A 25326-nucleotide genomic window follows, 5' to 3' on the forward strand; every position below is an offset into this window, starting at 1 on the left:
GTCAGCAGCCGATCGGCTGCGCGTTCTCCGGATCCAGCGCGTTCTCCACCAGGCGCTGGGCGAGCGGATCGTACGAAATTCCCGTGTGCTCGACGACGTTCGCCGGGCACACGTCCTGCAACACGATGTTCGTATTTCCCGCGCCGGACAACAGCGACGCGGTGTACGGAACGACGATCTGGTCGTAGCGGGTGACGATCGTCGTGTACTCGATTCCCGAGACGGTGTCGCTCCCCTCGTTCAGTCTCTGCAGCACGTCGTCTTGCACCGGCGGGCCCGCAGTCGGATAGTTCGGTGGGGACAACGCGACTATCCGAGCCACCGCGGCATCCCCGCCGAGGAAGCGTGCGTAGTAGCGGGGCACCGTGCCTCCCTTCGAGTGGCCGACGATGGACACCTTTTCGGCTCCTGTCGCCGCGAGGACTGAATCGACGAAGGTCGACAGTTCCGCAGCACTCTCGGGGATGGACCCGAGCGCTCCGAACGCGCGTACCGGCCCGGTGTTGCCGTAGTCGATCGCAAACACGCAGTAGCCGGCATCGGCCAATTTCGGCGACAGAGATGCCCAGTTGTCGTACGAGTTCTCCAAGAAGCCGTGTACCAGCACCACCGGTTCCGGGTGCTGGGCACTGGGGACGCACGAGTAATCGTTCGCGCCGGCAGGCGTCACGCCTGGGTGCGCGATCGAATATGCGAGAGCCTCGGCGAACGAGCCTGCCGTGGGTGTGGCCGAGGCCGGGATACCCGTCAGCAACAACGCGCCGGCTGCGAGTGCAACCGACGTACGCCCCAGCACTGCGCGCGCCCGCACGAGCTACCGCCCCGTCAGTTCTTCGAGCGCGGGAACGAGCTTGCGCAGCGCGCGGCCACGATGCGAGGCCGCGTCCTTCTCGTCCGGGCTCAGTTGCGCTGCACTACGGCCGTCACCCTCGGGCACGAAGATCGGGTCGTAGCCGAAACCGTTCTTCCCCATCGGCTCTCGTCCAACGACTCCCCGCCATTCCCCGCGGACCACGGTTTCGGTGCCGCCGGGAATCACCAGTGCACACGCCGACACGAATGCCGCCCCGCGGCGCTCGTCGGGCGTGTCCATCAACTGCGCCAGCACCAGCGCGGTGTTGGACTCGTCCTGCCCGTGAGTGCCCGACCAGCGAGCCGACAGCACCCCGGGCATCGCGTTCAAGGCATCGATCTCGATTCCGGAATCGTCTGCAACACAAGGCAATCCAGTTGCCGCGGCTCCGTCGCGAGCCTTGGCCAGCGCGTTGTCCTCGAAGGTCGCACCGGTCTCGGGTGCCTCGGGAAACGGCGGCACCTCGTCGAGACCGATCAACTCGATACCGACGAGACCGGCAGCGTCGAGCACCCGCCGCAATTCGCGCAACTTCTTCGCGTTGCGACTCGCTACCAAGAGCTTGGTATCAGGCACCGAATTTCTTCTTCGATCCCGCGGCGGCCGGCTCGGGCAGATCGCCCGGGTACGGCAGCGCCAGAGCTTCCTTCTGAACCTCGAACAACTTCTCGATGCCGACGAATGCGGAGTCGAGCAACTTGTCGAGCGTGGTGCGTGGGAAGGTCGCGCCTTCTCCGGTGCCCTGGATCTCCACCAGGGTGCCGGTGTCGGTGGCGACCACGTTCATGTCGACCTCGGCGCGCGAATCCTCTTCGTACGGCAGATCGAGACGTACCCGTCCGTCGACGACGCCGACGCTGACCGCGGCGATCATGCACGAGATCGGCTGCGGATCGGCAAGACGTCCCGCTGCACGCAGGTAGGTGACGGCGTCGTTGAGCGCCACGAACGCTCCGGTGACGGCAGCAGTTCGAGTGCCGCCGTCCGCCTGGAGCACATCGCAGTCGAGTGCGATGGTGTTCTCGCCGATGGCGGCCAGATCGATGCAGGCACGCAGTGAACGTCCGACGAGGCGAGAGATTTCCTGGGTGCGCCCACCGACCTTGCCCTTGACGGACTCACGGCCGTTGCGGGTGTGCGTCGCCGCCGGAAGCATCGCGTATTCGGCAGTGAGCCAGCCGAGGCCGGATCCCTTTCGCCAACGCGGCACGCCCTCCTCGACGCTGGCCGTGCACATCACCCTGGTGTTGCCGAATTCGACCAGCACCGACCCTGCCGGATGGCTGGTGAATCCACGGGTGATCTTGATGTTGCGGAGCTCGTCGTCCGCCCTGCCGTCTTCTCGTCTGGACACGACTCGAAGCCTAGCGCGTCCTCAGACGGTGAATACGTCCCCCGGAAGAACGGCGTGCACCGGTCCACTGAACTCCGCTTTGGCCTCGGCGATGACGTCCTCGCGAGACGTCCACGGCGGAATGTGGGTGAGCAGCAATTCCCCCACCCCGGCCTCACGAGCGATTCGGCCTGCCTCGGTTCCGGACAGGTGCACACCCTCCGGCCGTTCGGGACCGTCGGTCCACGATGCCTCGCACAGGAACACATCGGCTTCGTGCGCCAGATCCCGCACCGCCTGACACATTCCTGTGTCACCGCTGTACGTGAAGGTGCGGCCTTCCCCGGTGGTGATCCGCATGCCGTACGACTCCGGCGGATGGAACACCTGCCGCGTCAGAATCGACAGCTTGCCGAACTCCACGGTGCGGCCGTCCACCCAGCGTCGCAGGTCGATCGTGTCGGACATGTCGTCGATCTGCCCACCGCACTCGGCCGAGGCAACCCCGAGGCGGAACGCGGTGTCCTTGGGGCCGTAGACGATCGCTCGACCGTCCGGCGGATTCGGATGGTAGCGACGCCACACCAGCAGACCCGGCACATCGAGGCAGTGATCGGCGTGCAGATGCGAGAGCAGAACGCTCACATCTCCCGGGTCGGCGTAACGCTGCAACGCCCCGAGAATGCCGGGACCGAAGTCGAGAACGACCGGAGCGGTCTCCTCTTCTTCCAACAAGTAGCCCGACGCGGGTGAATCGGGTCCGGACACACTGCCCGAACATCCCAGGACGGTAATTCGCATGCACGCCATGCTGCCACGCCGAGCGCATCACCAGAAACGTTCGGGCAGTATTCACAGCGCGAGTCGGCGAAATTCACCGGTGACCACAGGTGTGTCTGCAGTTACCTCGCACCTACGGAGTGAGCCGATCGAGCGATTTCGCGCGCGCCCTCTCGGCTCGCGCATCGGCCGACAACAGTCGAGCCGCAATCACTCCGCCCACCGCACCGAACAGATGCCCCTGCCACGAGATGTTCGGATCACTCGGGAGCACGCCCCACAACGCACTGCCGTACAGCACGAACACCACCACACCGATAGCGAGTTGCCCGAGCTTGCGCGTGAAGAAGCCGCGCACCAACAGGTATGCGATGAACCCGAAGATCAGGATCGACGCGCCGATCGTGTTCGTGTACGAACCAGCGGTTAGCCAGGTACCGAAGCCGCCGACCACCCAGATGATCCCGGTTGCGGCCAGACCGCGCGCCAGCCCGGAGAGCAACACCAGAAACCCGAGTACGAGGATCGGCACAGAGTTCGCAATCAGGTGCTGCCAGTCGTCGTGCAGCACGGGCGCGAACAGAATGCCCCACAACCCCTCGGCCGAGCGGGCCTGAATTCCGTTGCGTTCGAGCCTGGACCCACTGGCCACATCGATGAACTCGATGACCCACAGCAGCACGGTGAATGCTCCCACCAGGATGGCGGCCCGCATCCAGACCGGCCGCTCACGCTGGGCTGGACGGTTACTGATCTCGCTCATGATCGCCTCCGGATTCGGTCCCTCCACGGTACCGGTCAGGGACGGGTCGAGACCGGCCCTCAGGTGCGCGACGCAGCGAACGCCGACGGGAAGATCTGGCGGTAGGTGGGAATGCCCGCCACTGAGGTGGCGTCGAGCAACGCACGCACGATGGCCCGCTCGACGACGATCGCCGCCGCCTCGGTGACCGCCGCGAGCACGGGCAGCTCCGCCGAGAACGCGGCGGGGACCGACGACTCCGTAGTGACGGCTCTGGTGCCGGTGGACAGGGCAAAGATCGTGTCGCCGTCGAGGGGCGAGTGGGCGGGCCGGATGGCCCGAGCAAGACCGTCGTGACCCGCGACGGCAATCCTCTTGCACGACGCCGTTAACAACGCAGCATCGGTGGCGACAACCCCGATCGTGGTGTTCAGGGCAGTGCCCTTGGGTTCGAGCGCCAGCGCGGTCCACACCTCGTTCACGTCGGGCGTGCGCATGCCGAACGCTGCGGGCCCCAGTGTGCCGGTGCCCCATAACGATCCGGTGCGGGGGTCGAACACCGCACCCACGGGATTGGCCACCATCAACGCCGCGACCGTCACCCCGTCGGCCGGACCGCCTTCGATGACTGTGCTCGCGGTGCCCACACCACCCTTGAGCACTCCGGCACGAGCACCGACTCCTGCGCCGACCGATCCCGTCGCGAATTCGGCCGCCGCTGCGGCCGACGCAAGATAGCCGAACTCGGCCGTCGGACGCGCCGTCCACTCACCGACCGGAAGATCGAAGATCACCGCGGCCGGCACGATCGGAACGACGTGATCGGGGCCGCCCATCGGAATGCCCTGGCCGTGTTCTTCGAGCCACCGCATGACGCCGTCGGCGGCCGCGAGCCCGTACGCACTGCCCGCAGTCAACAGGATCGCGTTGACGTGCTGCACGGAATGGCTCGGATCGAGCAGATCGGTCTCGCGCGTTCCCGGTCCGCCGCCGCGAACGTCGACGGCCGCCGTTGCACCACCGAGGGCACGCACCACGGTGCAGCCGGTGGCCGAACCCGACCCCATCGCGGCGTCGTCGTCGAGTTTGTGATGGTGGCCGACCAACAAACCGGCCACGTCGGTCAGGGAGTCCCGCCGTCCGGGGTTGGAGAAGGCTGCGGTCACACGCGCGTCCTAGGGAATGAGGACCTGTACGAGTGAATCCTGCATCCAGGTCAGCCAGTGGTACACATCGAGATGCGGAGCGCGAGGATCACCCTCGTCGAGAACGTCAGGTGTGTCCGCACTGATCCCCAGCGTCGTGCCGAGCGCCAGCCTCACGTCGTTGAGGCCGGTCAACCATGCATCCGCTTGCTCCTGGGTCAGCACGATCTTGCCACCGGCTTCGGGAAGGGTGGACAGAATCATCGATCCGGCCGCCAACTTCTCGTCGATGATCTCGGGCTCGTGGAGGCCACGCAGAGCGCCGTTGAGGTCGGTCGGATCCTCCTCGTCGCGGTTGGGATCGGCGCGGTGGAAGTCCGGAAGCAGCCGTGCCAGCGCGGCATCGTCAGGCGGAGTGTTGTGGCCGGTACGCAGACCGGTCAGCGCGGCCAGCTCGTCGGTGGGTGCGGCGGCGGATCGGTCGCGCAGCAGTCCCAGTACCGAGCCGACGAGAGAGCGAAGCACCGCCGCCTCACGCGCGTCGATCTCGGATTTGATCTTGACTCCGGACAGCGAATTCCGTCTCGTCCACGTGCGCACTGTTGCTGATGTCCTTCTCTGAAGTAGAGGTAGAGAACTACTTGTCCTGCTGCATCGTGGCCCACAGACCGGCCGCATGCAGGCGTCGAACATCGTTTTCCATCGCGTCGCGCTCGCCGCTCGACACGACGGCTTTGCCCTCGGAGTGCACCTGCATCATCAGCTCGGTGGCCTTGGCCTTGCTGTAACCGAACAGCTTCTGGAACACGTAGGTCACGTAGTGCATCAGGTTGACCGGGTCGTCCCACACGATCGTGACCCAAGGAGTGTCGTGTGACTCGTCGGCGGCAACGGCCTCGGTCTGCTCCGGGACCGCTTGCGGTGACGCGGCGACAACGTCGCCTGCCGAGACGCCGTCCACGGGCAGAAGCGTTCCATCCACCGTCAACCAAGGCATGTCCCACAGGGTACGGCGTGTCGGGCCAGCGTCACACGCTCGCCCCTGCGCTCGTAGTGTGGGCGTGGTGAGCAACGACGCGACCACACATCACGCGATTTTCACCGAAGACGTCAGTACCGCGCTGCTGACCGATCAGTACGAGTACACGATGCTGTCGGCTGCCCTGGCCAGCGGTAACGCAGATCGTGTCTGCAGCTTCGAGGTCTTCGCACGGAGGCTGCCCGCCGGCCGCCGATACGGAGTGGTCGCGGGCACCGGCCGCATCCTCGACGCCGTCGCGCGCTTTCGTTTCGGCCCGGACGAGCTACGCATCGTCGCAGAATTTCTCGACGCCGACACCGTCGAGTGGCTGCGCAATTACCGATTCACCGGCGATATCGACGGCTACCGAGAAGGGGAGTTGTACTTTCCCGGCTCCCCCGTACTGACGGTCCGCGGAACCTTCGCCGAGTGTGTCGTCCTCGAGACCCTGGTGCTGTCCATCCTCAATCACGACAGTGCGATCGCATCGGCGGCGGCACGAATGGTGGCCTCCGCGAAGTCCAGGCCGATCATCGAGATGGGATCGCGCCGAACCCACGAGGAAGCGGCCGTCGCCGCATCGCGGGCGGCGTACCTCGCCGGGTTCACCGCCACGTCCAACCTGGAAGCCGTCCGCCGGCACGGAGTTCCCGGCGCAGGCACGTCGGCTCACGCGTTCACCCTGTTGCACACCACAGCCGACGGCCCCGACGAGAAGGCCGCTTTTGCCGCGCAGGTCCGAGCACTCGGGGTGGGAACGACACTGCTCGTCGACACCTACGACATCACCCAGGGCGTCGCCAACGCCATCGAGGTGGCCGGGCCCGAACTCGGTGGGGTGCGCATCGACTCCGGCGACCTCGGAGTACTCGCGCGACAGGTTCGCGATCAGCTGGACGCTCTGGGTGCGCCGCAGACCAGGGTCGTCGTGTCCGGTGACCTCGACGAATACGCCATCGCCGCGCTGCGGGCCGAACCGGTCGACTCCTACGGCGTCGGCACGTCGCTGGTCACCGGTTCCGGAGCCCCGACGGCAGGCATGGTCTACAAGCTGGTCACGGTCGACGGCATCCCCGTCGCCAAGCGCAGCAGCCACAAGGAATCGCGCGGTGGCACCAAGGCCGCGGTGCGAACGGCTCGCAGCACCGGCACCGCCGTCGAGGAGGTCGTGCACCCGTTCGACTCTCCCCCGACCTTCGACGACGACATGACGGTGGAGACGTTGACCACGCCGTTGGTCCGCGGCGGCGAGCGCGTCCCCGGCTTGCCGACTTTGTCCGACGGCCGTGAACTATTGGCCGGGCGCCTGGTCAGCCTCCCGTGGGAGGGCCTGAAGTTGTCTCAGGGCGAACCGGCGATACCCACCCGCTTCGTCGAAGGCTAGGGACGGTGTCGATGCCGAACCCCGTGGGCAATCGGCAGTAGTCTTCTTCGGTGCCGTCGAAGACCGAGTTGCCCACCGTTCCCGCTCTACTGCAGGTCGCGGTGCACTCACTGGGCGGCAAGGAACGGAGCAATCAGCTCACGATGGCCTCTGCGGTGGCGCACTCGATCGACACCGGTGAGCATCTCGCGGTGCAGGCCGGCACCGGGACCGGAAAGTCCCTCGCCTATCTGGTCCCGAGCATCAGACACGCGGTCGAATCCGGAAAGACCGTCATCGTCTCCACCGCCACCATCGCCCTGCAGCGGCAGCTGGTCGACCGCGACCTACCGCGACTGTCCGACGCGCTGACCGAGGCTCTGGGGCGACGACCGAAGTTCGCGATCCTCAAGGGTCGCAACAACTACCTGTGCATGAACAAGATCCATACCGGTGCCGCGCAGGAGGCACCGGACGCGGAGTTGTTCGACCCGTTCGCGGTCTCCCGCATGGGCCGCGAGGTGGTGCGGCTGACCAAGTGGTCGTCCGAGACCGAGACGGGCGACCGCGACGACGTGGTGCCCGGCGTCAGCGATCAGGCCTGGCGTCAGGTCAGCGTCACGGCGCGCGAATGCCTGGGCAAGTCCCGTTGCCCCGTCGGCGAGGACTGCTTCGCCGAACGCGCCCGTACCGAGGCCGCCCAGGTCGACGTCGTCGTGACCAACCACGCCCTGCTCGCTATCGACGCGATCACGGGTATTCAAATTTTGCCCGAGCACGACGTGGTGGTCGTCGACGAGGCTCACGAACTGGTCGATCGAGTGACGGGCGTTGCGACAGAGGAGCTGTCGGCGGCAACCGTCACCGCTGCCGCTCGGCGGAGTGCGAAGTTGATCGAAGAAGAGACGGTGGACCAACTCGAAGGTGCAGCCGAGAACTGGGCCGCGATTCTCGACGAGCTACCCCCGAGTCGCTGGCAATCGCTGCCCGACGGCGTGGGTCCTGCCCTCGCCTCCATTCGCGACGCCGCCTGGGCGGTACGCACCGCAATCGGTCCCAACAAGCAGGGCATGACGGCCAGCGATCCCGAGGCTGCCGCAGCTCGCAGCGCCGCACTCGTTGCGGTCGACGAGGTGCACGACAGCGCCGTTCGAGTTCTCACGGCCTTCGACGAACCCGATCCGGCCAAGCGCCGGGACGTCGTCTGGCACGCCGTCGACGATTTCCGCGGCAACGTCAAGCGCACGGTCCGTATCGCCCCGCTCTCGGTCGGTGGGCTACTGCGGGCGCGACTCTTCGCTGAATCCACTGTGGTGCTGACGTCGGCGACCTTGACCGTCGGCGGCTCGTTCGACGGGTTGGCCGTCAACTGGGGCCTGCCTGCCGAAACGCCGTCCCGCAGCGACACCGCGATGGCCTCGGGAGTGGAACCGCCGTCCGATACCGGGTCGATCCGCTGGAATTCGCTCGACGTCGGGTCGCCGTTCGACCACTCCCGCGCCGGCATCATGTACATCGCCAAGCACCTCTCACCGCCCGGACGCGACGGCCTCTTCAAGTCCTACCTCGACGAAATCGAGTCTCTGGTCAGCGCCGCCGGGGGCAGAACGCTCGGACTCTTCTCGTCGATGCGTGCCGCCAAGGCCGCCGCGGAGGAGATGCGCGAGCGTCTCGACACGCCGATCCTGTGTCAGGGCGACGATTCCACCGGGGCACTGGTGCAGAAGTTCGCCGACGACGAGGCAACCTCCCTGTTCGGGACGTTGTCGCTGTGGCAGGGAGTCGACGTGCCGGGCCCCTCGCTCAGTCTGGTCATTCTGGATCGGATTCCGTTTCCCCGACCCGACGATCCGCTGCTCGTAGCGCGCCAACAGGCCGTCGAATCCCGCGGGGGCAACGGGTTTCTCGCCGTCGCCGCCAACCATGCCGCCCTGCTGCTCGCGCAGGGCGTGGGCCGTCTGCTCCGCAGCGTGGACGACAAAGGCGTTGTCGCCGTTCTCGATTCCCGTCTGGCCACCGCTCGCTACGGCGGTTACCTCCGGGCCTCGTTGCCTCCGTTCTGGGAGACCTCGGACCCGGAGGTGGTGCGCAAGGCGCTCACCCGTCTGGCAGGAAAGTAGCGCCACTCCCGCTAAGGAGTCGACACCAAACCGAGCTCGGCATCCGACGCCAGCCCATCGTGGTGCGGCAGCACCCGCACGGTGTACCCCACTGCGCCGCTGTGCGGCAGCGTGGTCTCGCCTGCATATATGTGCTCGCCGCCCTCCGTACCCACGTGTGTCATGGGCGTCGCCGCGATGTCGGTGAGGTTCTCCTCGTCATCGGCGCGACCGACCACTGCCTGCACCACGACGTCCGCCGCATCCAAGCCGCCGAGGTCGACGTTCGCGCGCAGCGACAGTTCCGCACCGATCACCGGAGTATCCGGTAACCCTTCGCTGTCGACTCGGCCGACTTTCACGCCGCCCCACGCCTGTTCGACGCGGCGGCGGTACGACGCGACGTCCGTGGCACCACGATGGCCGTCGGCCGACACCGCGCGAGCCGACTCGGCAGCCGGCGCGTAGTAGCCGAGCGTGTAGTCCTGAACCATCCTCGACGCCAGCACTTTCGGGCCCAACTGTTCGAGGGTGTGCCGCACCATTTCGATCCATCGACCGGGCACGCCGTCCTCGCCGCGGTCGTAGAACTTGGGTAGTACAGCCTGTTCCAGCAACTCGTACAGAGCAGCTGCTTCGAGATCGTCCCGTCGATTGTCGTCGGTGACACCGTCGGCGGTGGGGATGGCCCAGCCGTTTTCGCCGTCGTACATCTCGTCCCACCAGCCATCGCGGATCGAGAGGTTGAGGCCGCCGTTGAGTGCGGATTTCATGCCCGAGGTGCCGCACGCTTCGAGTGGTCGCAGCGGATTGTTCAGCCACACATCGCATCCCCAGTACAGGAAGCGCGCCATGGACATGTCGTAGTCGGGCAGGAACACGATGCGGTGCCGCACGTCGGCTTCATCCGCGAACTTCACGATCTGCTGAATGAGCGCCTTTCCGCCGTCGTCGGCGGGATGCGACTTGCCTGCGACCACCAGTTGGACCGGTCGTTCCGGATCCAACAACATTGCCCGCAGTCGTTCGGGTTCGCGCAGCATGAGCGTCAGCCGCTTGTACGTCGGTACCCGTCGAGCGAAACCGACCGTGAGCACGTTCGGATCGAAAACATTTGCGGTCCAACTGATCTCGGCTTGCGTGGAACCGCGTTCGAGGGCCGACCGCCGCACGCGGCGGCGTACCTCGTCCACCAACTGCGCACGCAGAGCGTTACGAGTGGACCACACGCGCTCCGCGGACAACTCCCCCTCCTGTGCCCATTCCCGAGCGGACCACGTCGGGGCATGGACGCCGTTCGTGACCGAACCGATCGGCACCTCGGAGGCATCGAATCCAGGCCACAGACCGTTGAACATCTCGCGACTGACGATGCCGTGCAGTTTCGACACCCCGTTGGCGCGTTGACCGAGTCGCAGTCCCATGTGCGCCATGTTGAACACCGAGGCATCGGTCTCGCCGCCGAGGGCGAGAATTCGGTCCATCGGCAGTCCTGGCAGCAATGCAGAATCCGGGCAGCCATCCTCGCTGCCGAAATAGTGCCGAACGAGATCGGCGGGGAATCGGTCGATTCCTGCCGGCACCGGGGTGTGGGTGGTGAAGACGGTCCCCGCCCGCACGGCCGCCAGCGCCGAGTCGAAGTCGAGTGCACCCGTGGTGACGAGCTCCCGGATGCGTTCGACGCCGAGGAAGCCCGCGTGGCCCTCGTTCATGTGGAACACCTCGGGATCGGGCAGTCCATGTGCGCGGGTGTACGCCCGGATCGCCCGTACTCCACCGATACCGGCGAGGATCTCCTGCTTGATGCGGTGGTCCTGATCGCCGCCGTACAACCGGTCGGTCACCCCGCGCAGCTCCGGATCGTTGTCGGCGATGTCGGAGTCGAGCAACAGCAGAGGGACGCGTCCGACCTGAGCGATCCACACCCGTGCTCGCAGAACGCGTGATCCGGGCATCGACACGTGGATCAGCACCGGAGAGTCGCCGTCGTCGGTGAGCAACCGCAGCGGCAGACCATGGGGATCGAGGGACGGATAGCGCTCGGCCTGCCAGCCGTCGGCCGTCAGCGACTGCCGGAAGTAGCCCGAGCGATAGAGGAGACCGACGCCGATCAACGGCAGGCCCAGGTCGGAGGCCTCTTTGAGGTGGTCACCGGCCAAGATCCCGAGCCCGCCCGAATAGTTCGGCAGCACTTCGGTGACGCCGAACTCCATGGAAAAGTACCCGATGCCCGACGGCAGAGCCCGCCCCTTCGACAGCTCGTTCTGATACCAGAGCGGGCGGGCGAGGTAGTCGTGCAAGTCCGCCTCGACCGCGTCCAGTTCGGTCAGAAACCGCTCGTCGGCGGCCAGCTCCTCCAGGCGGGCCGGTGCCACCGCTCCGAGCACGGCGATGGGGTCACGTTCGAGTTCGGTCCACAGCAGTGGGTCCACGTTCTCGAACAGATCCTGCGTCGCCGTGTGCCACGACCACCTGAGGTTTGTCGAGAGCTCGGCGAGGGCATTCAGACGGGCGGGAAGGTGGGCTCGGACGGTGAATCGACGCAAGGCTTTCACAGGACCGAACCCTACCCACGGACACCTGTGTCGATGGGCGGCTCGGCGAAATCCGAGCTGCCACGCTCTTCGTGGGCAGTATGCGTCGGCGCACGCGCCATCTGCGCTGCTGCATTACGGTTGACGAGTAGAAGCACACCAATATCGGTTCGATCAGAGGTTGCGCCCGCGCAGCCATACCTCTAGCGAAGAATGGAGTGTGAAGTGACAGGTCGACTTGGTATCGACAATGTCCTTCCAGATACGACGACCGGAAAGTACCCCGCGAAAGCCGTGGTGGGCGAGACCTTTCCAGTCTCCGCCGACGTGTGGCGCGAGGGTCACGACGCGGTTGCCGCGACGTTGTCGGTGCGCGGACCGGGAGGCAAGCTCGAACGCATCCCGATGACGCCGGGTCGCGAACCCGACACGTTCGACGCGGTGTTCGTCCCTTCTCGGCCGGGTTACTGGATCTGCCGCATCGAGGCGTGGAGCGATCCGATCAGCACCTGGCGGCATGCCGTGGAAGCCAAGCTCGGAGTGGGTCAGAGCGCGCACGAACTTGCGAACGATCTGGAGATCGGAGCGAGGCTGTTCCTGCGCGCCGCCACCGGGGTTCCTGCCGAGAGCAGGCAGCTGCTGGCCGACGTCGCCGCCGCGCTGCGCGATACCGACCGCCCGTTGCCGGCCCGAGTGTCGTCGGCGTTCGCGCCATCGGTCGCCGAACTGCTGTTCGCGCACCCGTTGCGCGAGCTGGTGACCCGCTCACGCGCGGTCAACATCTGGGTCGATCGGAATCTGGCTCTGAACGGCGCATGGTACGAGTTCTTCCCTCGATCGACCGGCGGGTGGAACGAGGACGGATCGCCGAAGCACGGCACATTCGCCACGTCCATCGAGCAGCTCCCTCGAGTCGCGCGGATGGGATTCGACATCGTCTATCTGCCGCCGATACACCCGATCGGCACGATCAACCGCAAGGGTCCGAACAACACGTTGACCCCCGGCCCCGAGGACGTCGGGTCACCGTGGGCGATCGGTTCCAAGGACGGCGGGCACGACGCCATCCATCCCGAGTTGGGAACCGAGGACGATTTCCGTGCCTTCGTCGCTGCCGCACAGGAGCACGGCCTCGAAGTGGCGCTGGACCTCGCCCTGCAGGCCGCTCCCGATCACCCTTGGGCAGCAACGCATTCCGAGTGGTTCACCGTGTTGCCCGACGGCACGATCGCATACGCCGAGAACCCGCCGAAAAAGTACCAGGACATCTACCCCGTCAACTTCGACAACGACCGACGCGGCATCTACGAGGAAGTACTACGTGTGGTCCGGTACTGGATCTCGCTGGGGGTCAAGATCTTCCGCGTGGACAACCCGCACACCAAGCCACCGGACTTCTGGGAATGGCTCATCGCCGAGGTCAAGAAGACCGACCCGGATGTGCTCTTCCTCGCGGAGGCATTCACCAGACCGGTCCGCATGTACGGATTGGCGCAGCGCGGTTTCACCCAGTCGTACACGTATTTCACCTGGCGTACCGCCAAGTGGGAGCTCACCGAGTTCGCCGAGGAACATGCCCGACGCGCCGACGACGCGCGCCCGAACCTGTTCGTCAACACCCCGGACATCCTGCACGAGAGCCTGCAGCACGGGGGGCCCGGAATGTTCGCTCTCCGGGCAGCTCTCGCGGCGACGATGGCTCCCACGTGGGGCGTCTACTCCGGCTACGAGCTGTTCGAGCATCAGGCCGTGCGTGAAGGCAGCGAGGAGTACCTGGACTCGGAGAAGTACCAGTTGCGTCCGCGCGATTTCGAGGGGGCGCTCGCCCGAGGCGAGTCGCTCGAGCCCTGGATCACCACACTGAACGCGATTCGCCGTGCGCATCCGGCGCTGCAGCAGCTTCGCAACATCCATTTCCACAACATCGACAACGAAGCGCTGATCGGGTACTCGAAGTTCGACCCGCAGACCGGTGACTCGGTTCTGGTGGTGATCAACCTCAACCCCTTCGGAGCCGAGGAAGGCACCATCCACCTGGACATGCCTGCCCTGGGCCACGATTGGCAGGACACCCTCACCATCAAGGACGAGGTGAGCGGCGTTCACTACGACTGGGGCCACACCAATTTCGTCCGACTCGAGCCTTGGACGTCGGTGGCGCACATCTTCACGCTCCCCCACATTCCCTACCCGGCACGAATCGAACTGGCCTACCGCGGCAACCGAAAGTGAGTGGATTCAACGTGACCAAGAATCCGACGACGCCCGAAGACACCGTCGCAGCCCCGTCCGACAACGATCTCGAACTCATCGCAGCGGGTCGGCACTACAACCCGCATTCGGTTCTCGGTGCCCATCCGGTAACCGGCGGAACGGCCATCCGAGCGCTCAAGCCCGACGCCGAGAAGGTCGTCGCACGGGTCGGCGGTGTCGACCACGAGCTGACTCACGTCGCGCACGGAGTCTTCTCGGCGCTGCTGCCGTTCGAGGACCTGATCGACTATCGGCTCGTCGTGACGTGGCCCGGTGGGCACGTCTCCGAATCGGCCGACGGCTACCGGTTCCTCCCCACCCTCGGTGAGCTCGATCTGCACCTGTTCGGTGAGGGTCGGCACGAGCGGCTGTGGGACATCCTCGGCGCGCATCAACAGTCGTACGCGACGCCGGACGGTCCGGTGGTCGGCACTTCGTTCGCAGTGTGGGCCCCGGCAGCGCAGGGCGTCACTCTCGTCGGCGACTTCGACGGCTGGACCGGCCGCAGCTGGCCCATGCGCGTCTTGGGCTCGACCGGTGTGTGGGAGCTGTTCGTGCCCGACATAGCGCCGGGTGCGCTGTACAAGTTCCGTGTGAACGGTGCCGACGGTTCGGTCAAGGACAAGGCCGACCCCATGGCCTTCGCCACCGAGGTTCCGCCGTCGACCGCATCGGTCGTCACCGCGTCGTCGTACACGTGGAACGACGAGAAGTGGCTCGACACCAGGGCCGGCATCGAGCCGACACAGGCACCGATGAGTGTCTACGAGATCCACCTGGCGTCGTGGCGACCGGGCCTCGGATACCGCGAACTGGCCGAGCAACTGGCCGAGTACATCACCGAAACAGGGTTCACCCACGTCGAGCTTCTCCCTGTCGCCGAGCACCCCTTCGGCGGTTCGTGGGGCTACCAGGTGACGTCCTACTACGCACCCACATCACGGTTCGGCAGCCCCGACGATTTCCGCTACTTCGTCGACCACCTGCACAGCGCCGGAATCGGCGTCATCGTCGACTGGGTGCCCGCCCACTTCCCCAAGGACGAATGGGCCCTGGCCCGCTTCGACGGCGGCCCGCTCTACGAACACGGCGACCCGCAGCGCGGCGAGCAACTCGACTGGGGCACACTGGTTTTCGATTTCGGTCGCCGAGAGGTACGCAACTTCCTGGTCGCGAACGCCCTGTACTGGATCGACGAGTTCCACATCGACGGCCTCCGTGTCGACGCCGTCGCATCGATGCTGTACCTGGATTACTCACGCCCCGAGGGCGGTTGGTCTCCGAACATCTACGGCGGCCGGGAGAACCTCGAGGCCGTCACGTTCCTGCAGGAGATGAACGCGACGGTGCACAAGAAGCACCGCGGCGTCGTCACCGTGGCCGAGGAATCGACGGCATGGCCCGGTGTCACCCGCCCGACCAACGTCGGCGGACTCGGCTTCAACATGAAGTGGAACATGGGCTGGATGCACGACACCCTGGGCTTCCTCGGGCGTGATCCGATCCATCGCAGCTACCACCACCACGAGATCACGTTCTCACTCGTCTACGCGTGGAGTGAGAACTACCTGCTCCCGATCAGCCACGACGAGGTGGTGCACGGCAAGGGAACGCTGTGGACTCGGATGCCCGGTGACGACTACACCAAAGCAGCAGGGCTGCGCGGAATGCTCGCCTACATGTGGGCGCACCCAGGCAAGCAACTGCTGTTCATGGGCCAGGAGTTCGGCCAGACCCGTGAGTGGTCCGAGGAACGCGGCCTCGACTGGTACCAGATCGACGAGGAGCCGCTGCACAATGGCGTCAAATCCCTTGTCTCCGATCTGAACTCGACGTACAAGTCGCATCCGGCACTGTGGACACTCGACACCTCGCCGAGCGGGTACTCGTGGATCGACGCGAACGACACCGAGAACAACGTGCTGAGCTTTCTGCGGTACGGGTCCGACGGTTCGGTCATCGCGTGTATTTTCAACTTCTCCGGTTCGGAGCACGGCAGCTATCGTGTGGGACTACCGGAACCCGGCCGTTGGATCGAGATCCTGAACACCGATGCAACGGAATACGGCGGCTCCGGAATGGGCAACCTGGGTGAAGTGACGGCAACATCGCACTCGTGGCACGGTCGACCGGCGTCAGGCCAGGTTGCACTTCCCGCCAACGGGGCGATCTGGATAAAACTGGAGCGATAGATGAGTGGCGGCCGCACACCCCGACTACTGGCCGCGGCCGCCACTGCAGGGCTCTTCCTCGTCGCCTCGTGCGCGCAGTCCGTCGGCGGCAACGCCGTATCCATTTACGAGAACCCGTTCACCGTCGCCGGACTGCCGGTCACGAGTGGACCGAGCGGGCCGCGTCCGGGCGTCCCAGATTCCACGATCGAGGTCGAGAACGCCGAGGGCACCGACTCCGACATCCTCGCCACCAACGCGATCGACGACATCGAGCAGTTCTGGGCCGAGCAGTATCCAGCCCTCTTCAAGGGCTCGTTCACGCCGATCTCGAAAGTCGTCTCGTGGGACGCCTCGGAAGACGAGGGATCCGGCGTCAGGTTCTGCGGAGACCGAACCGGCGGAATTCCCAACGCCGCCTACTGCACGCGCGACGACTCGATCGGGTGGGATCGCACCATTCTGCTTCCTGCTCTGGTCGACGCATTCGGACCGATGTCGGTAGTGATGGTGATCGCTCACGAATACGGTCACGCCATTCAGAATCAATCGGGACTCGTCGGTGACGACACGCCGACCATCGTCGCCGAGCAACAGGCCGACTGTTTCGCCGGCGCGTTCATTCGCCATGTCGCAGAGGGCGATTCGCCGCACTTCACCATCAACACCTCCGACGGTCTCAACGGCGTTCTCGCCGCGACCGTCGCGGTGCGCGATGTGGACCCCAACGATCCGGAGTCGGTGCACGGCTCCGCCTTCGAGCGGGTGACGGCTGTACAGATCGGCTTCACCGATGGTGCGGCCGCCTGCACGAGCATCGACGAGGCCGAAATCGATTCGCGTCGAGCATCGTTGCCGCAGAAGTTCAGCGACCCCGACGACTCCGGCGAGCTCCCGGTCACCGAGGACTCTCTCGGGTTGTTCACTCGATCCTTCGAGAAAGTACTGCCGGTAGCCGATCCGCCAGAAGTCGACTACTCCGGTTCGGACGTCGGATGCTCCGATGCCGAAACCACCGCGCCGGTGTCGTACTGCCCATCGTCGAACACCATCGGGGTCGACGTCGAGGACCTGGCGGAAGTGGGCCAGCCCGAGACCCCGCAGCGCGGAGACATCTTGCCGCTCAACGTCTCCGGTGATTACAGCGCCTACGTGCTGTTCGCGTCGCGGTACACGCTCGCCGTGCAGAAGGAAGCAGGTCAGACTCTCGACGACCCGCAGACCGCTCTGCGTTCGGCGTGCCTTTCGGGCGTCATCACCTCGGCGATGAGCGCCGAAAGCGGTGACACCGGTCTCGACATCGTGCTCTCCCCCGGCGATCTCGACGAGGCCGTGTCCGGTCTACTGAGCGACGGCTTGGCCGCCAGCGACGTCAACGGAACGACGCTGCCGTCCGGATTCTCCCGAGTCGACGCTTTCCGCTCGGGAGTTCTCGGCGGCAAGCAGCTGTGCGACTCGCGCTACAGCTGAGGAATTCAGTACAGAGCGGACGCGAGCTTGCGCCGGGCGGACACCACCAGTGGGTCGGCCGCGTCGAACAGCTCGAACAATTCGAGCAACCGGGTGCGCAGTGCAGTCCGGTCGTCGCCCGCACTGATCTTGATGCCGTCGATCAACCGAGCAAATGCTTCCTCCGGCTGCTGAGCAGCCATCTCTGCGTCTGCAGCCTCGATACGGGCCTGCACGTTGGCTGGGTCTGCATCAGCGGTCTCCACGGCGTCCGGTGCTACGTTCTGCACCCGAGCCAGGAACTTGACCTGACGCAGCGCCGCGACGGCATCGGTGTTCTTCGGTTCGGCGTCGATGATGGCCTGGTAGGCAGCCGCCGCCTTGTCGAAGTCGCCCTCGTCGATGGCTTCCTCGGCAGCGACGATTCTGGGGTCCTCGATCTCGGGTTCCGGTTCCGCAGCAGCTGACCCGGCAGGCCCGGTGAGCTTTCCCGCAGTCGCCTGCTCGACGGCCTGAAGCCACTGACGCAGCTGCTCGTCCGACTGCGTTCCCTGAAAGTCGGCCAGCGGCTGACCGGCTGCAACGGCGACCACGGTGGGAATGGCCTGCACACCGAACGCCTGCGCGATCTGCGGATTGGAATCGACGTCGACGCGGGCCAGCACCCACGCGCCGCCGGCCTCGACGGCCAATTGACCGAGCTGTCGTGTCAACGCCTGCGATTGGGGGGATCGGGCCGAACCGAGATCGACGATAACCGGGACCTGAGTCGACCGTTGCAAAACCTCGGCCTCGAACGACGCCGCGGTCACATCCACGATCGGTGCCAGTCCCCCGGCGTCACCGACGGGCTCGGCCGCGGGAGCAGGTGACGGACGGTCCTTGAGAACGGACAGATCGACAGCACCGGCAATCGAGGCGGGGACGGCAGCTGACGGGCGGACGGGAGGACGGGAACCGGGTCGAGTCACGTCCTACAGTTTGTCACTAACGCGAAGTGTCATCCACTTGCGGGCAGTCAGGACAGCACCTTCGCGTCGGGTACCGGCCGGCCCGTGCTGAGCTCGGCCAGGCGTCCGGTGCGCGCGGCCCAGATCTCGAAGATAACCGTGCCGAACGGCGGGAACGCTGCGACGAGCGCCAGCAACGTTGCCTTGACGTCCCACTTCAACTTCACTGCCGTCAACACCGCGATGACCAGGTACACGACGAACACGCCGCCGTGAATAGGCCCGAAGATCTTCACGCCGATTTCGTTGCCATCGGCGGGGATGTACTTGAAGGCCATTCCGATCAGCAGTCCCAGCCAGGTGAACGCTTCGAGCACAGCAATGAAACGGAAACGTGTGGCCGTGCTGCTCAGGTTGAAGAAGTTGGTCATGCCAGCCATTGTGCCCGGTTTGCTACGACAGAATGTAGTGGCTCTGGTCTCATTACCGACCAGAGCCACCGCTCCCCTACTGCTTCGGTACTCGAACGATGAGGGCGTCGCCCTGCCCACCGCCGCCGCACAGTGCGGCTGCGCCGACTCCGCCGCCGCGTCGCTGCAGCTCGAGGGCCAAGTGCAAGGCGATGCGGGCACCGGACATGCCGAGCGGGTGTCCGATCGAGATTGCGCCTCCGTTGACGTTCACGATCTCCGGATCGATCCCGAGCTCGCGTGTCGAAGCAATTCCGACGGCCGCGAACGCCTCGTTGATCTCGACGACATCGAGATCTTTCGGATCGATGCCGTCCTTCTCGCACGCTTTGGCGATGGCGCGGGCCGGCTGCGACTGCAGCGTCGAGTCGGGGCCGGCCACCACTCCATGGGCGCCGATCTCGGCGAGCCAGGTCAAACCGAGCGACTCGGCCTTGTCCTTGCTCATCACCACGACGGCGGCAGCACCATCGGAGATCTGCGACGCCGATCCCGCGGTGACGGTTCCGGCCTTGTCGAATGCGGGGCGAAGCTTGCCGAGGGAATCGACGGTGGTGTCGGCGCGGATGCCTTCGTCTTCGGTGACCTGGATCGGATCGCCCTTGCGCTGCGGGACCGATACTGGAACCACTTCGTTGTCGAACACGCCGTTCTTCCACGCAGCGGCGGCTTTCTGATGCGACGCGGCAGCGAAGGTGTCCTGCTCTTCGCGGCTGATGGCCTCGGAACTCTGGTTGCGCTGCTCGGTCAGTGCGCCCATGGCCTGATCGGTGAAAATGTCGTAGAGACCGTCGTACGCGAGGTGGTCGCGCATCGTGACATCGCCGTACTTGAATCCGGCGCGCGACTTCTCGAGCATGTGTGGAGCCTGGGTCATCGATTCCTGCCCACCGGCGACGACGATCTCGAATTCACCGGCGCGAATGAGTTGATCGGCCAGCGCGATGGCGTCGACTCCGGACAGGCACACTTTGTTGATCGTCAGTGCAGGCACGGTCATCGGGATGCCGGCAGCAACGGCTGCCTGGCGGGCCGGGATCTGGCCGGCACCGGCGGTGAGAACCTGGCCCATGATGACGTAGTCGACCTGGTCCGGCTCGACACCGGCCTTCTCGAGGGCACCCTTGATGGCGATCCCGCCGAGGTCCGATCCCGAGAAGTCCTTGAGTGCGCCCGAGAAGCGCCCGACGGGCGTACGAGCGCCGGCAACGATGACTGTTGTGGTCACGATTTCCTCCGAAAGTGTGAAGACGGCCTTGTCGAGATCAACGCTCCGACGCCCCCTTCCGATACCGGCGGGCGGAGCACCGAAACGCAGCTGGCGCTAACGTCATGGCCATGACCTCCAGTACGCAGTCTTTCACGGGAGCTCCGCTCCGCTCCGACCTGGTGACGGCAATCGACCACGTCGGGATCGCAGTGCCCGATCTCGACGCTGCCATCACTTGGTACACCGACCACCTCGGCATGATTGCCGTGCACGAGGAGGTCAACGAGGAACAGGGCGTCCGCGAGGCAATGCTCTCTTTCCCCGGTGCCGGAGAGAAGTCCGCTGCACTGCAGTTGCTCGCACCGATCGACGACTCCTCCACCATCGCCAAGTTCATCGGCCGCAACGGACCGGGACTACAGCAGTTGGCGTACCGCGTGACCGATATCGAGGAAATCTCGACCGAGTTGCGCGCCCGCGGCGTTCGGCTGTTGTACGACGCCCCGCGCCGGGGTACCGCCGATTCTCGGATCAACTTCGTCCATCCCAAGGACGCCGGTGGCGTGCTCATCGAACTCGTCGAACCGAACCCCGACGCGCACTGATCGAACTCTGTTCATCAGCCGTATGGCTCTCTACTTGACTCACCGGTAAATTGACGGCCATGGCTATCGATCATGAGCGCACTTCTACGGTGCAACTTCCCTTTTCCATCGTCCGGAAGGGGTTCGATCGCGACGAAGTCACCAACTACTTCGAGCGGTTCGACGCCGAGCTCCGGCTGACGACCGCCGACCGTGATGCGGCCGCAGCTCAGGCTCGTGATCTGGCCAAGCAACTCGACGACGCGCGTGACGAGATCGACGAGCTGCGCAAGGACATCGATCGCCTGTCGGTGCCGCCCACAACAGCGGAGGGCATGAGTGATCGCATCTCGCGCATGCTGCGGTTGGCCTCGGACGAGGCTTCAGAGGTACGCGCGAAGGCGCACTCGGAGTCCGAGGAAATGATTTCGGTTGCGCAGCAAGAAAGTGCGCGGCTGCGGGGACGGCACGAATCGCTGGTGGCAGAACTCGAAGAGCGCCGGACGGCACTCGAGACCGAGCACGAGCAGACGATGGCTCAGGCGCGCACCGAGGCAGCCCGCGTGGTCGAGGCCGCGCAGGCCGAGCGCGACAAGCTGGCCGCGGAATCCGAGGCCAAGCGCGCCGAGGTTCAGGAAGATTTCGAGATCACGATGGCGGAGCGCCGTACCAAGGTGTTGTCGGCGCTCGAAGAACTCGAAGCGTCGAGCAAAGCCGATGCCGCTCGCCGCATCGAAGAGGCAACGACCGAGGCCGCTCGACGGCTTCAGTCCGCCAGCGAACAGGCCGAACGGCGGATCGCGCACTCCAAGGAACTGGCAGAGGAGTTGCGCGTGCTGCGCAGCCGAGTACTCGCTCAGCTGCTCGGAATCCGTGGCCAGCTCGATTCGGTTCCGGCCATGCTTGCGTCGGTCAACCGGGAGAGTGAACTGCTCGACAACCCCGACCCGACGGCAATTCTCAAGAAGGAAGAAGAAAAGGCAGCCGCAAAGGCCGAGAACGAGAAGGAATCGGCCGACTCGGCGTCCTGACCCAGCAGTACACGCGAGGCCTCCCCGTCAAGACCAACGACGGGTGAGGCCTCGCGTGTTTCTGCCGTTCCAACATCCGGTGTGCCAATGTCTGCGGTTGTCCGCGCCCCCGAAATCGTCCGACGGCCACGCCACGATATGCGCGACGCCCGGCCGCACCTCGTGATCGCAGCCGGGGCAGCGATACGTTTTGACGGCCTTGGCACCCGGGACCATCCGAGAGGTGTACGTGTCACCATCCGGACCTACCTCGACTCGGTTGCCACCCAGTACCGAGTCGGTTGCCGGACCGAGATCACTCGGGCCGCTCCGATTCGGTCGGCGGGGTTGGTTACGACGAGGCACACGTCCAGTGTAGAGAACAGGCCGGTCAGTGCCGACAGTCGTCAGAAAAGCCGGAACTCGGTGCTGTCGGTTCCCCGTAGGACGTCGTAGTCGAGTGTGAGACAACGAATGCCGCGGTCGGTGGCCAACGTCTTCGCCTGGGGCTTGATGACCTGCGCAGCGAACACTCCGCTGACCGGAGCCAGCAGCGGATCACGATTGAGCAGTTCCAAATACCGAGTCAGCTGTTCGACGCCGTCGATTTCACCACGTCGCTTGATCTCTACGGCCACAGTTCCGCCATCGGCGTTGCGGCACAGCAGATCCACCGGGCCGATGGCCGTCATGTATTCGCGTCGTACGAGCGTGTAGCCGTCACCCAAGGTGCTGACGTGCTCGGCCAGCAACTCCTGAAGATGGGCCTCCACACCGTCTTTCACCAGACCGGGGTCTATGCCGAGCTCGTGACTCGAGTCGAGCTCCACATCGTCGATCGTGATGCGAAGTTCTTCGCCGGCCTTGTTGGTGACGACCCACTTGATCGTCTCGCCTTCGGTGGTCTCGACCGTCCAGCAGGGCGGAGACATCCAGTTGAGCGGCTTGTAGGCCCGGTCGTCGGCGTGCACACTGACCGATCCGTCGGACTTCACGAGCAACAGACGCCGAGCCGACGGGAGATGTGCGGTGAGGCGGCCGACATAGTCGACTTGGCAACGAGCAATAACTAAACGCACTCGACCACCATAAGGCAGGCGCCCCGTTAGTCTGTGACGACCATGCCGCAATTGAGACGATCTGCCGCTCCCCTGGGTTCCCGACTGCTCGGCGACACCTCCGAATCACCACGTCGACGCCGGATCCGCATCCAGCTGTTGCTGACGGTGTTCCTGGTGCTGTCGAACCTGATCGGCGCGGTGATAGTCGGGGTTCTGATCAGTGTCGTCGTTCCGGGCCCGAACGTACTGGATCCTGACAAGTACTGGTGGGTCAACTACATTGTCGCGCCGGTATACATCTTCCTCGCGTTCCTGGTCGGTGTCGTCTGGGGCACCACGCGCGCCCTGAGCAGTCTGCGGTGGGGCATCGAGGATCGCGAGCCCACTCGGTCCGAGCAGGTCGCGACCCTTGCTATGCCGTGGCGTCTGACTCGCATGCAGGTCGCATTGTGGACCGGTGGACTGATCCTGCTGACGACGATCGACGGCATCATCGACCCCCAGGCGATCCCCAAGGTGGCTTTCACCATTGCCGCGGGTGGCACAGTCGTGTGCGCGTTCAGTTACCTGCTCAGTGAGTTCGCTCTGCGGCCCATCGCGGCTCGTGCCCTACAAGCAGGCGACCCACGACGCATCCGAATCGCCGGTGTCATGGGACGTTCCATCCTGTCGTGGTTGCTGGGGACCGGCGTCCCGGTCACAGGATTGATGATGATCGCAGTGTTCCGATTCATTCGACCCGAGACGGATGCCACCCAGCTCGCAGTGTCCATACTTGCCCTCGGCGGGATCACCATCGTCTTCGGCTTCGCGTTGACCGTGTTGGGCGGCTTCGCAACCACCTCCCCGATCAACAACGTTCGTGCGGGTATGGCTGAGGTAGAGAAGGGCAACATGGATGTCCGACTCGCTGTGTACGACGGCACCGAGCTCGGCGAGCTGCAGAGCGGATTCAACCGCATGGCCGACGGCGTGCGGGATCGCGAGAAGATCCGCGACCTGTTCGGTCGACACGTCGGACACGAAGTAGCCGAGAAGGCGCTGCAATCCGAGAGTGAACTCGGCGGCCAGGAGCGCGACATCGCAGTGTTCTTCATCGACCTGGTGGGATCGACCGAATTGGCTGCCTCTCGACCGCCGACCGAGGTGGTGGACCTGCTCAACCGCTTCTTTGCAGTCGTCGTCGACGAGGTGGACGAACACGGCGGCTTCATCAACAAATTCGAGGGCGACGCAGCGCTCGCAATCTTCGGGGCCCCGAACGAAATTACCGACCACTGTGGCTCCGCACTGGCTGCGGCAAGAGCAATTGCCAGACGGTTGTTGATCGAAGTGCCCGAATGCAGCGCCGCGGTCGGCGTCGCTGCCGGACGAGCGGTAGCCGGCAATGTCGGCGCGAAATCCAGATTCGAGTACACCGTCATCGGAGATCCGGTGAACGAGGCCGCTCGACTCTCCGAACTGGCAAAGAACGCGCCCGGAGCCATCCTGGCCTCCAAGACTGCCGTCGAAGGTGCAGCCGACGCCGAAGCTCAGCGTTGGGAATTCGGTGATGCAGTCACCCTTCGCGGACGATCTGCGGAGACGATCCTCGCGAATCCGAAGGACGTCAATGTTGCGGCGGATGAGCCCGAAGCCGTTCACGCCTGATCCACCCGATCGTTGGGCTCAGTAGGTGTAGTGCGCTGCGTCCCTGCCGTTTTCATCACTGACGACTGCGCTGTCCTTTGCCCGGTCCCCCTCGCAAACGCGCTCGCGTTTGTCGAACGCTCACGAAATCGCTGACGATTCTGCGCGCGCCTCGCGAACGCGAGCGCGTGTGTGCCCGCGGTCCGGGATGACACGTCAGGCGGCCGACAGCTACGAACGGCAATGTCCACGATGGCGATGTCCAGACCCGCGGACCCACGGACCCACATGGATCGCGCGAACGCGCGCGCGTTCGTCGGACGCGTAAGGATTGGCGTTCATCGGTGTGACGACTCTGCGCGCGTCTGGCGAACGCGCTCGCGGGTGCCCTGACGCTCACGATGGCGTTGACGGTTCCGCTCCCTGGGTGAGCCGGCAGCGATTCGGTCTGTTCGCTCCGATATGCGGTCTCGAGACACTGCAAGGTCGTTAGCTGTGGGCGTTCGACGCCCACCACGATCGGACGGCGCATGAAAGCGTTGAATACTGTTGTGTGGGTGTTGGTTTCGAATGCAAAATGCCCCGACCACGAGTGGTCAGGGGCATTCTGGGATGTTGTGTTCGGCGGTGTCCTACTCTCCCACACCCTGTCGAGTGCAGTACCATCGG

At 65.1% G+C, this 25326-nt stretch carries 22 protein-coding genes; 8 read left to right on the forward strand and 14 right to left on the reverse strand.

Features of this window, described 5'->3' with window-relative positions:
* Position 1: 1 nt before the first annotated feature.
* From AC5WEY_RS19490 to clpS, 8 genes are all read right to left on the reverse strand, one after another.
* Positions 2 to 811, reverse strand: a complete 810-nt coding sequence (locus tag AC5WEY_RS19490; RefSeq protein WP_495647146.1) for an esterase/lipase family protein — start codon at positions 809 to 811, stop codon at positions 2 to 4.
* Between the two features lie 3 nt (positions 812 to 814).
* Positions 815 to 1429 (reverse strand): RdgB/HAM1 family non-canonical purine NTP pyrophosphatase, encoded by a 615-nt coding sequence (gene rdgB / locus AC5WEY_RS19495; RefSeq protein WP_495647147.1) that lies wholly within the window; start codon positions 1427 to 1429, stop codon positions 815 to 817.
* Entirely contained in the window at positions 1422 to 2207 is a 786-nt protein-coding gene (gene rph, locus AC5WEY_RS19500) for a ribonuclease PH (RefSeq protein WP_032375961.1), read from the reverse strand. Before rph ends, rdgB begins: the two co-directional genes overlap by 8 nt.
* Positions 2208 to 2228: 21 nt before the next feature.
* Positions 2229 to 2987: a cyclic nucleotide-degrading phosphodiesterase gene (locus tag AC5WEY_RS19505; protein ID WP_495647148.1), complete on the reverse strand. Its 759-nt coding sequence runs from the start codon at positions 2985 to 2987 to the stop codon at positions 2229 to 2231.
* 112 nt (positions 2988 to 3099) lie between these two features.
* On the reverse strand, positions 3100 to 3729 hold the full coding sequence (locus AC5WEY_RS19510) for a rhomboid family intramembrane serine protease (protein WP_495647149.1): 630 nt from the start codon (positions 3727 to 3729) through the stop codon (positions 3100 to 3102).
* A 59-nt stretch (positions 3730 to 3788) separates the two neighbouring features.
* The gene (locus AC5WEY_RS19515) at positions 3789 to 4874 is read right to left on the reverse strand and encodes a P1 family peptidase (RefSeq protein ID WP_495647150.1); all 1086 of its coding nucleotides are present in this window, start codon (positions 4872 to 4874) and stop codon (positions 3789 to 3791) included.
* A gap of 9 nt (positions 4875 to 4883) precedes the next feature.
* A complete protein-coding gene (aosR, locus tag AC5WEY_RS19520) occupies positions 4884 to 5453 on the reverse strand; it encodes an oxidative stress transcriptional regulator AosR (protein WP_495647151.1) in 570 nt (189 codons plus the stop codon).
* Positions 5454 to 5490: 37 nt separating this feature from the next.
* Positions 5491 to 5850 (reverse strand): ATP-dependent Clp protease adapter ClpS, encoded by a 360-nt coding sequence (clpS, locus tag AC5WEY_RS19525; protein ID WP_200936608.1) that lies wholly within the window; start codon positions 5848 to 5850, stop codon positions 5491 to 5493.
* Between the two features lie 151 nt (positions 5851 to 6001).
* On the opposite strand from clpS, the gene AC5WEY_RS19530 reads away from it, so the two are divergent.
* Entirely contained in the window at positions 6002 to 7258 is a 1257-nt protein-coding gene (locus AC5WEY_RS19530; protein WP_495647175.1) for a nicotinate phosphoribosyltransferase, read from the forward strand.
* A 50-nt stretch (positions 7259 to 7308) separates the two neighbouring features.
* Entirely contained in the window at positions 7309 to 9357 is a 2049-nt protein-coding gene (locus AC5WEY_RS19535; protein ID WP_495647152.1) for an ATP-dependent DNA helicase, read from the forward strand.
* An 11-nt stretch (positions 9358 to 9368) separates the two neighbouring features.
* On the opposite strand, the gene glgP is transcribed toward AC5WEY_RS19535, so the two are convergent.
* A complete protein-coding gene (glgP, locus tag AC5WEY_RS19540) occupies positions 9369 to 11891 on the reverse strand; it encodes an alpha-glucan family phosphorylase (RefSeq protein ID WP_495647153.1) in 2523 nt (840 codons plus the stop codon).
* Positions 11892 to 12095: 204 nt separating this feature from the next.
* Here glgP and AC5WEY_RS19545 point away from each other — a divergent pair, with 204 nt between their 5' ends.
* From AC5WEY_RS19545 to AC5WEY_RS19555, 3 genes are read left to right on the forward strand one after another with little or no spacing between them, the layout of a single operon-like run.
* On the forward strand, positions 12096 to 14102 hold the full coding sequence (locus tag AC5WEY_RS19545; RefSeq protein WP_495647154.1) for an alpha-1,4-glucan--maltose-1-phosphate maltosyltransferase: 2007 nt from the start codon (positions 12096 to 12098) through the stop codon (positions 14100 to 14102).
* A gap of 11 nt (positions 14103 to 14113) precedes the next feature.
* On the forward strand, positions 14114 to 16315 hold the full coding sequence (gene glgB / locus AC5WEY_RS19550) for a 1,4-alpha-glucan branching protein GlgB (RefSeq protein WP_495647155.1): 2202 nt from the start codon (positions 14114 to 14116) through the stop codon (positions 16313 to 16315).
* Positions 16316 to 17764 (forward strand): neutral zinc metallopeptidase, encoded by a 1449-nt coding sequence (locus AC5WEY_RS19555; RefSeq protein WP_495647156.1) that lies wholly within the window; start codon positions 16316 to 16318, stop codon positions 17762 to 17764.
* Positions 17765 to 17769: 5 nt separating this feature from the next.
* Here AC5WEY_RS19555 and AC5WEY_RS19560 read toward each other — a convergent pair whose 3' ends face one another.
* From AC5WEY_RS19560 to AC5WEY_RS19570, 3 genes are all read right to left on the reverse strand, one after another.
* Positions 17770 to 18657 (reverse strand): co-chaperone YbbN, encoded by an 888-nt coding sequence (locus AC5WEY_RS19560; RefSeq protein WP_495647176.1) that lies wholly within the window; start codon positions 18655 to 18657, stop codon positions 17770 to 17772.
* A gap of 104 nt (positions 18658 to 18761) precedes the next feature.
* On the reverse strand, positions 18762 to 19133 hold the full coding sequence (locus AC5WEY_RS19565; RefSeq protein ID WP_200936609.1) for a DUF3817 domain-containing protein: 372 nt from the start codon (positions 19131 to 19133) through the stop codon (positions 18762 to 18764).
* Between the two features lie 67 nt (positions 19134 to 19200).
* Positions 19201 to 20391 carry an acetyl-CoA C-acetyltransferase gene (locus tag AC5WEY_RS19570; protein WP_495647157.1) on the reverse strand — a complete coding sequence of 397 codons (1191 nt, stop codon included), beginning with the start codon at positions 20389 to 20391 and terminating at the stop codon, positions 19201 to 19203.
* Between the two features lie 104 nt (positions 20392 to 20495).
* Between AC5WEY_RS19570 and mce the strand changes: the two genes are divergently transcribed.
* On the forward strand, positions 20496 to 20978 hold the full coding sequence (mce, locus tag AC5WEY_RS19575) for a methylmalonyl-CoA epimerase (RefSeq protein ID WP_495647158.1): 483 nt from the start codon (positions 20496 to 20498) through the stop codon (positions 20976 to 20978).
* 59 nt (positions 20979 to 21037) lie between these two features.
* Positions 21038 to 21988 (forward strand): coiled-coil domain-containing protein, encoded by a 951-nt coding sequence (locus tag AC5WEY_RS19580; RefSeq protein ID WP_057478132.1) that lies wholly within the window; start codon positions 21038 to 21040, stop codon positions 21986 to 21988.
* A 27-nt stretch (positions 21989 to 22015) separates the two neighbouring features.
* Here the strand turns inward: AC5WEY_RS19580 and AC5WEY_RS19585 are convergent, their stop codons facing one another.
* Positions 22016 to 22333 carry an Rv1322 family protein gene (locus AC5WEY_RS19585; RefSeq protein WP_495647159.1) on the reverse strand — a complete coding sequence of 106 codons (318 nt, stop codon included), beginning with the start codon at positions 22331 to 22333 and terminating at the stop codon, positions 22016 to 22018.
* 41 nt (positions 22334 to 22374) lie between these two features.
* A complete protein-coding gene (nucS, locus tag AC5WEY_RS19590) occupies positions 22375 to 23046 on the reverse strand; it encodes an endonuclease NucS (protein ID WP_032394670.1) in 672 nt (223 codons plus the stop codon).
* Positions 23047 to 23088: 42 nt separating this feature from the next.
* On the opposite strand from nucS, the gene AC5WEY_RS19595 reads away from it, so the two are divergent.
* A complete protein-coding gene (locus AC5WEY_RS19595; protein WP_495647160.1) occupies positions 23089 to 24678 on the forward strand; it encodes an adenylate/guanylate cyclase domain-containing protein in 1590 nt (529 codons plus the stop codon).
* Positions 24679 to 25326: the final 648 nt, after the last annotated feature.

It is taken from the genome of Rhodococcoides sp. S146-33 (assembly GCF_059489205.1).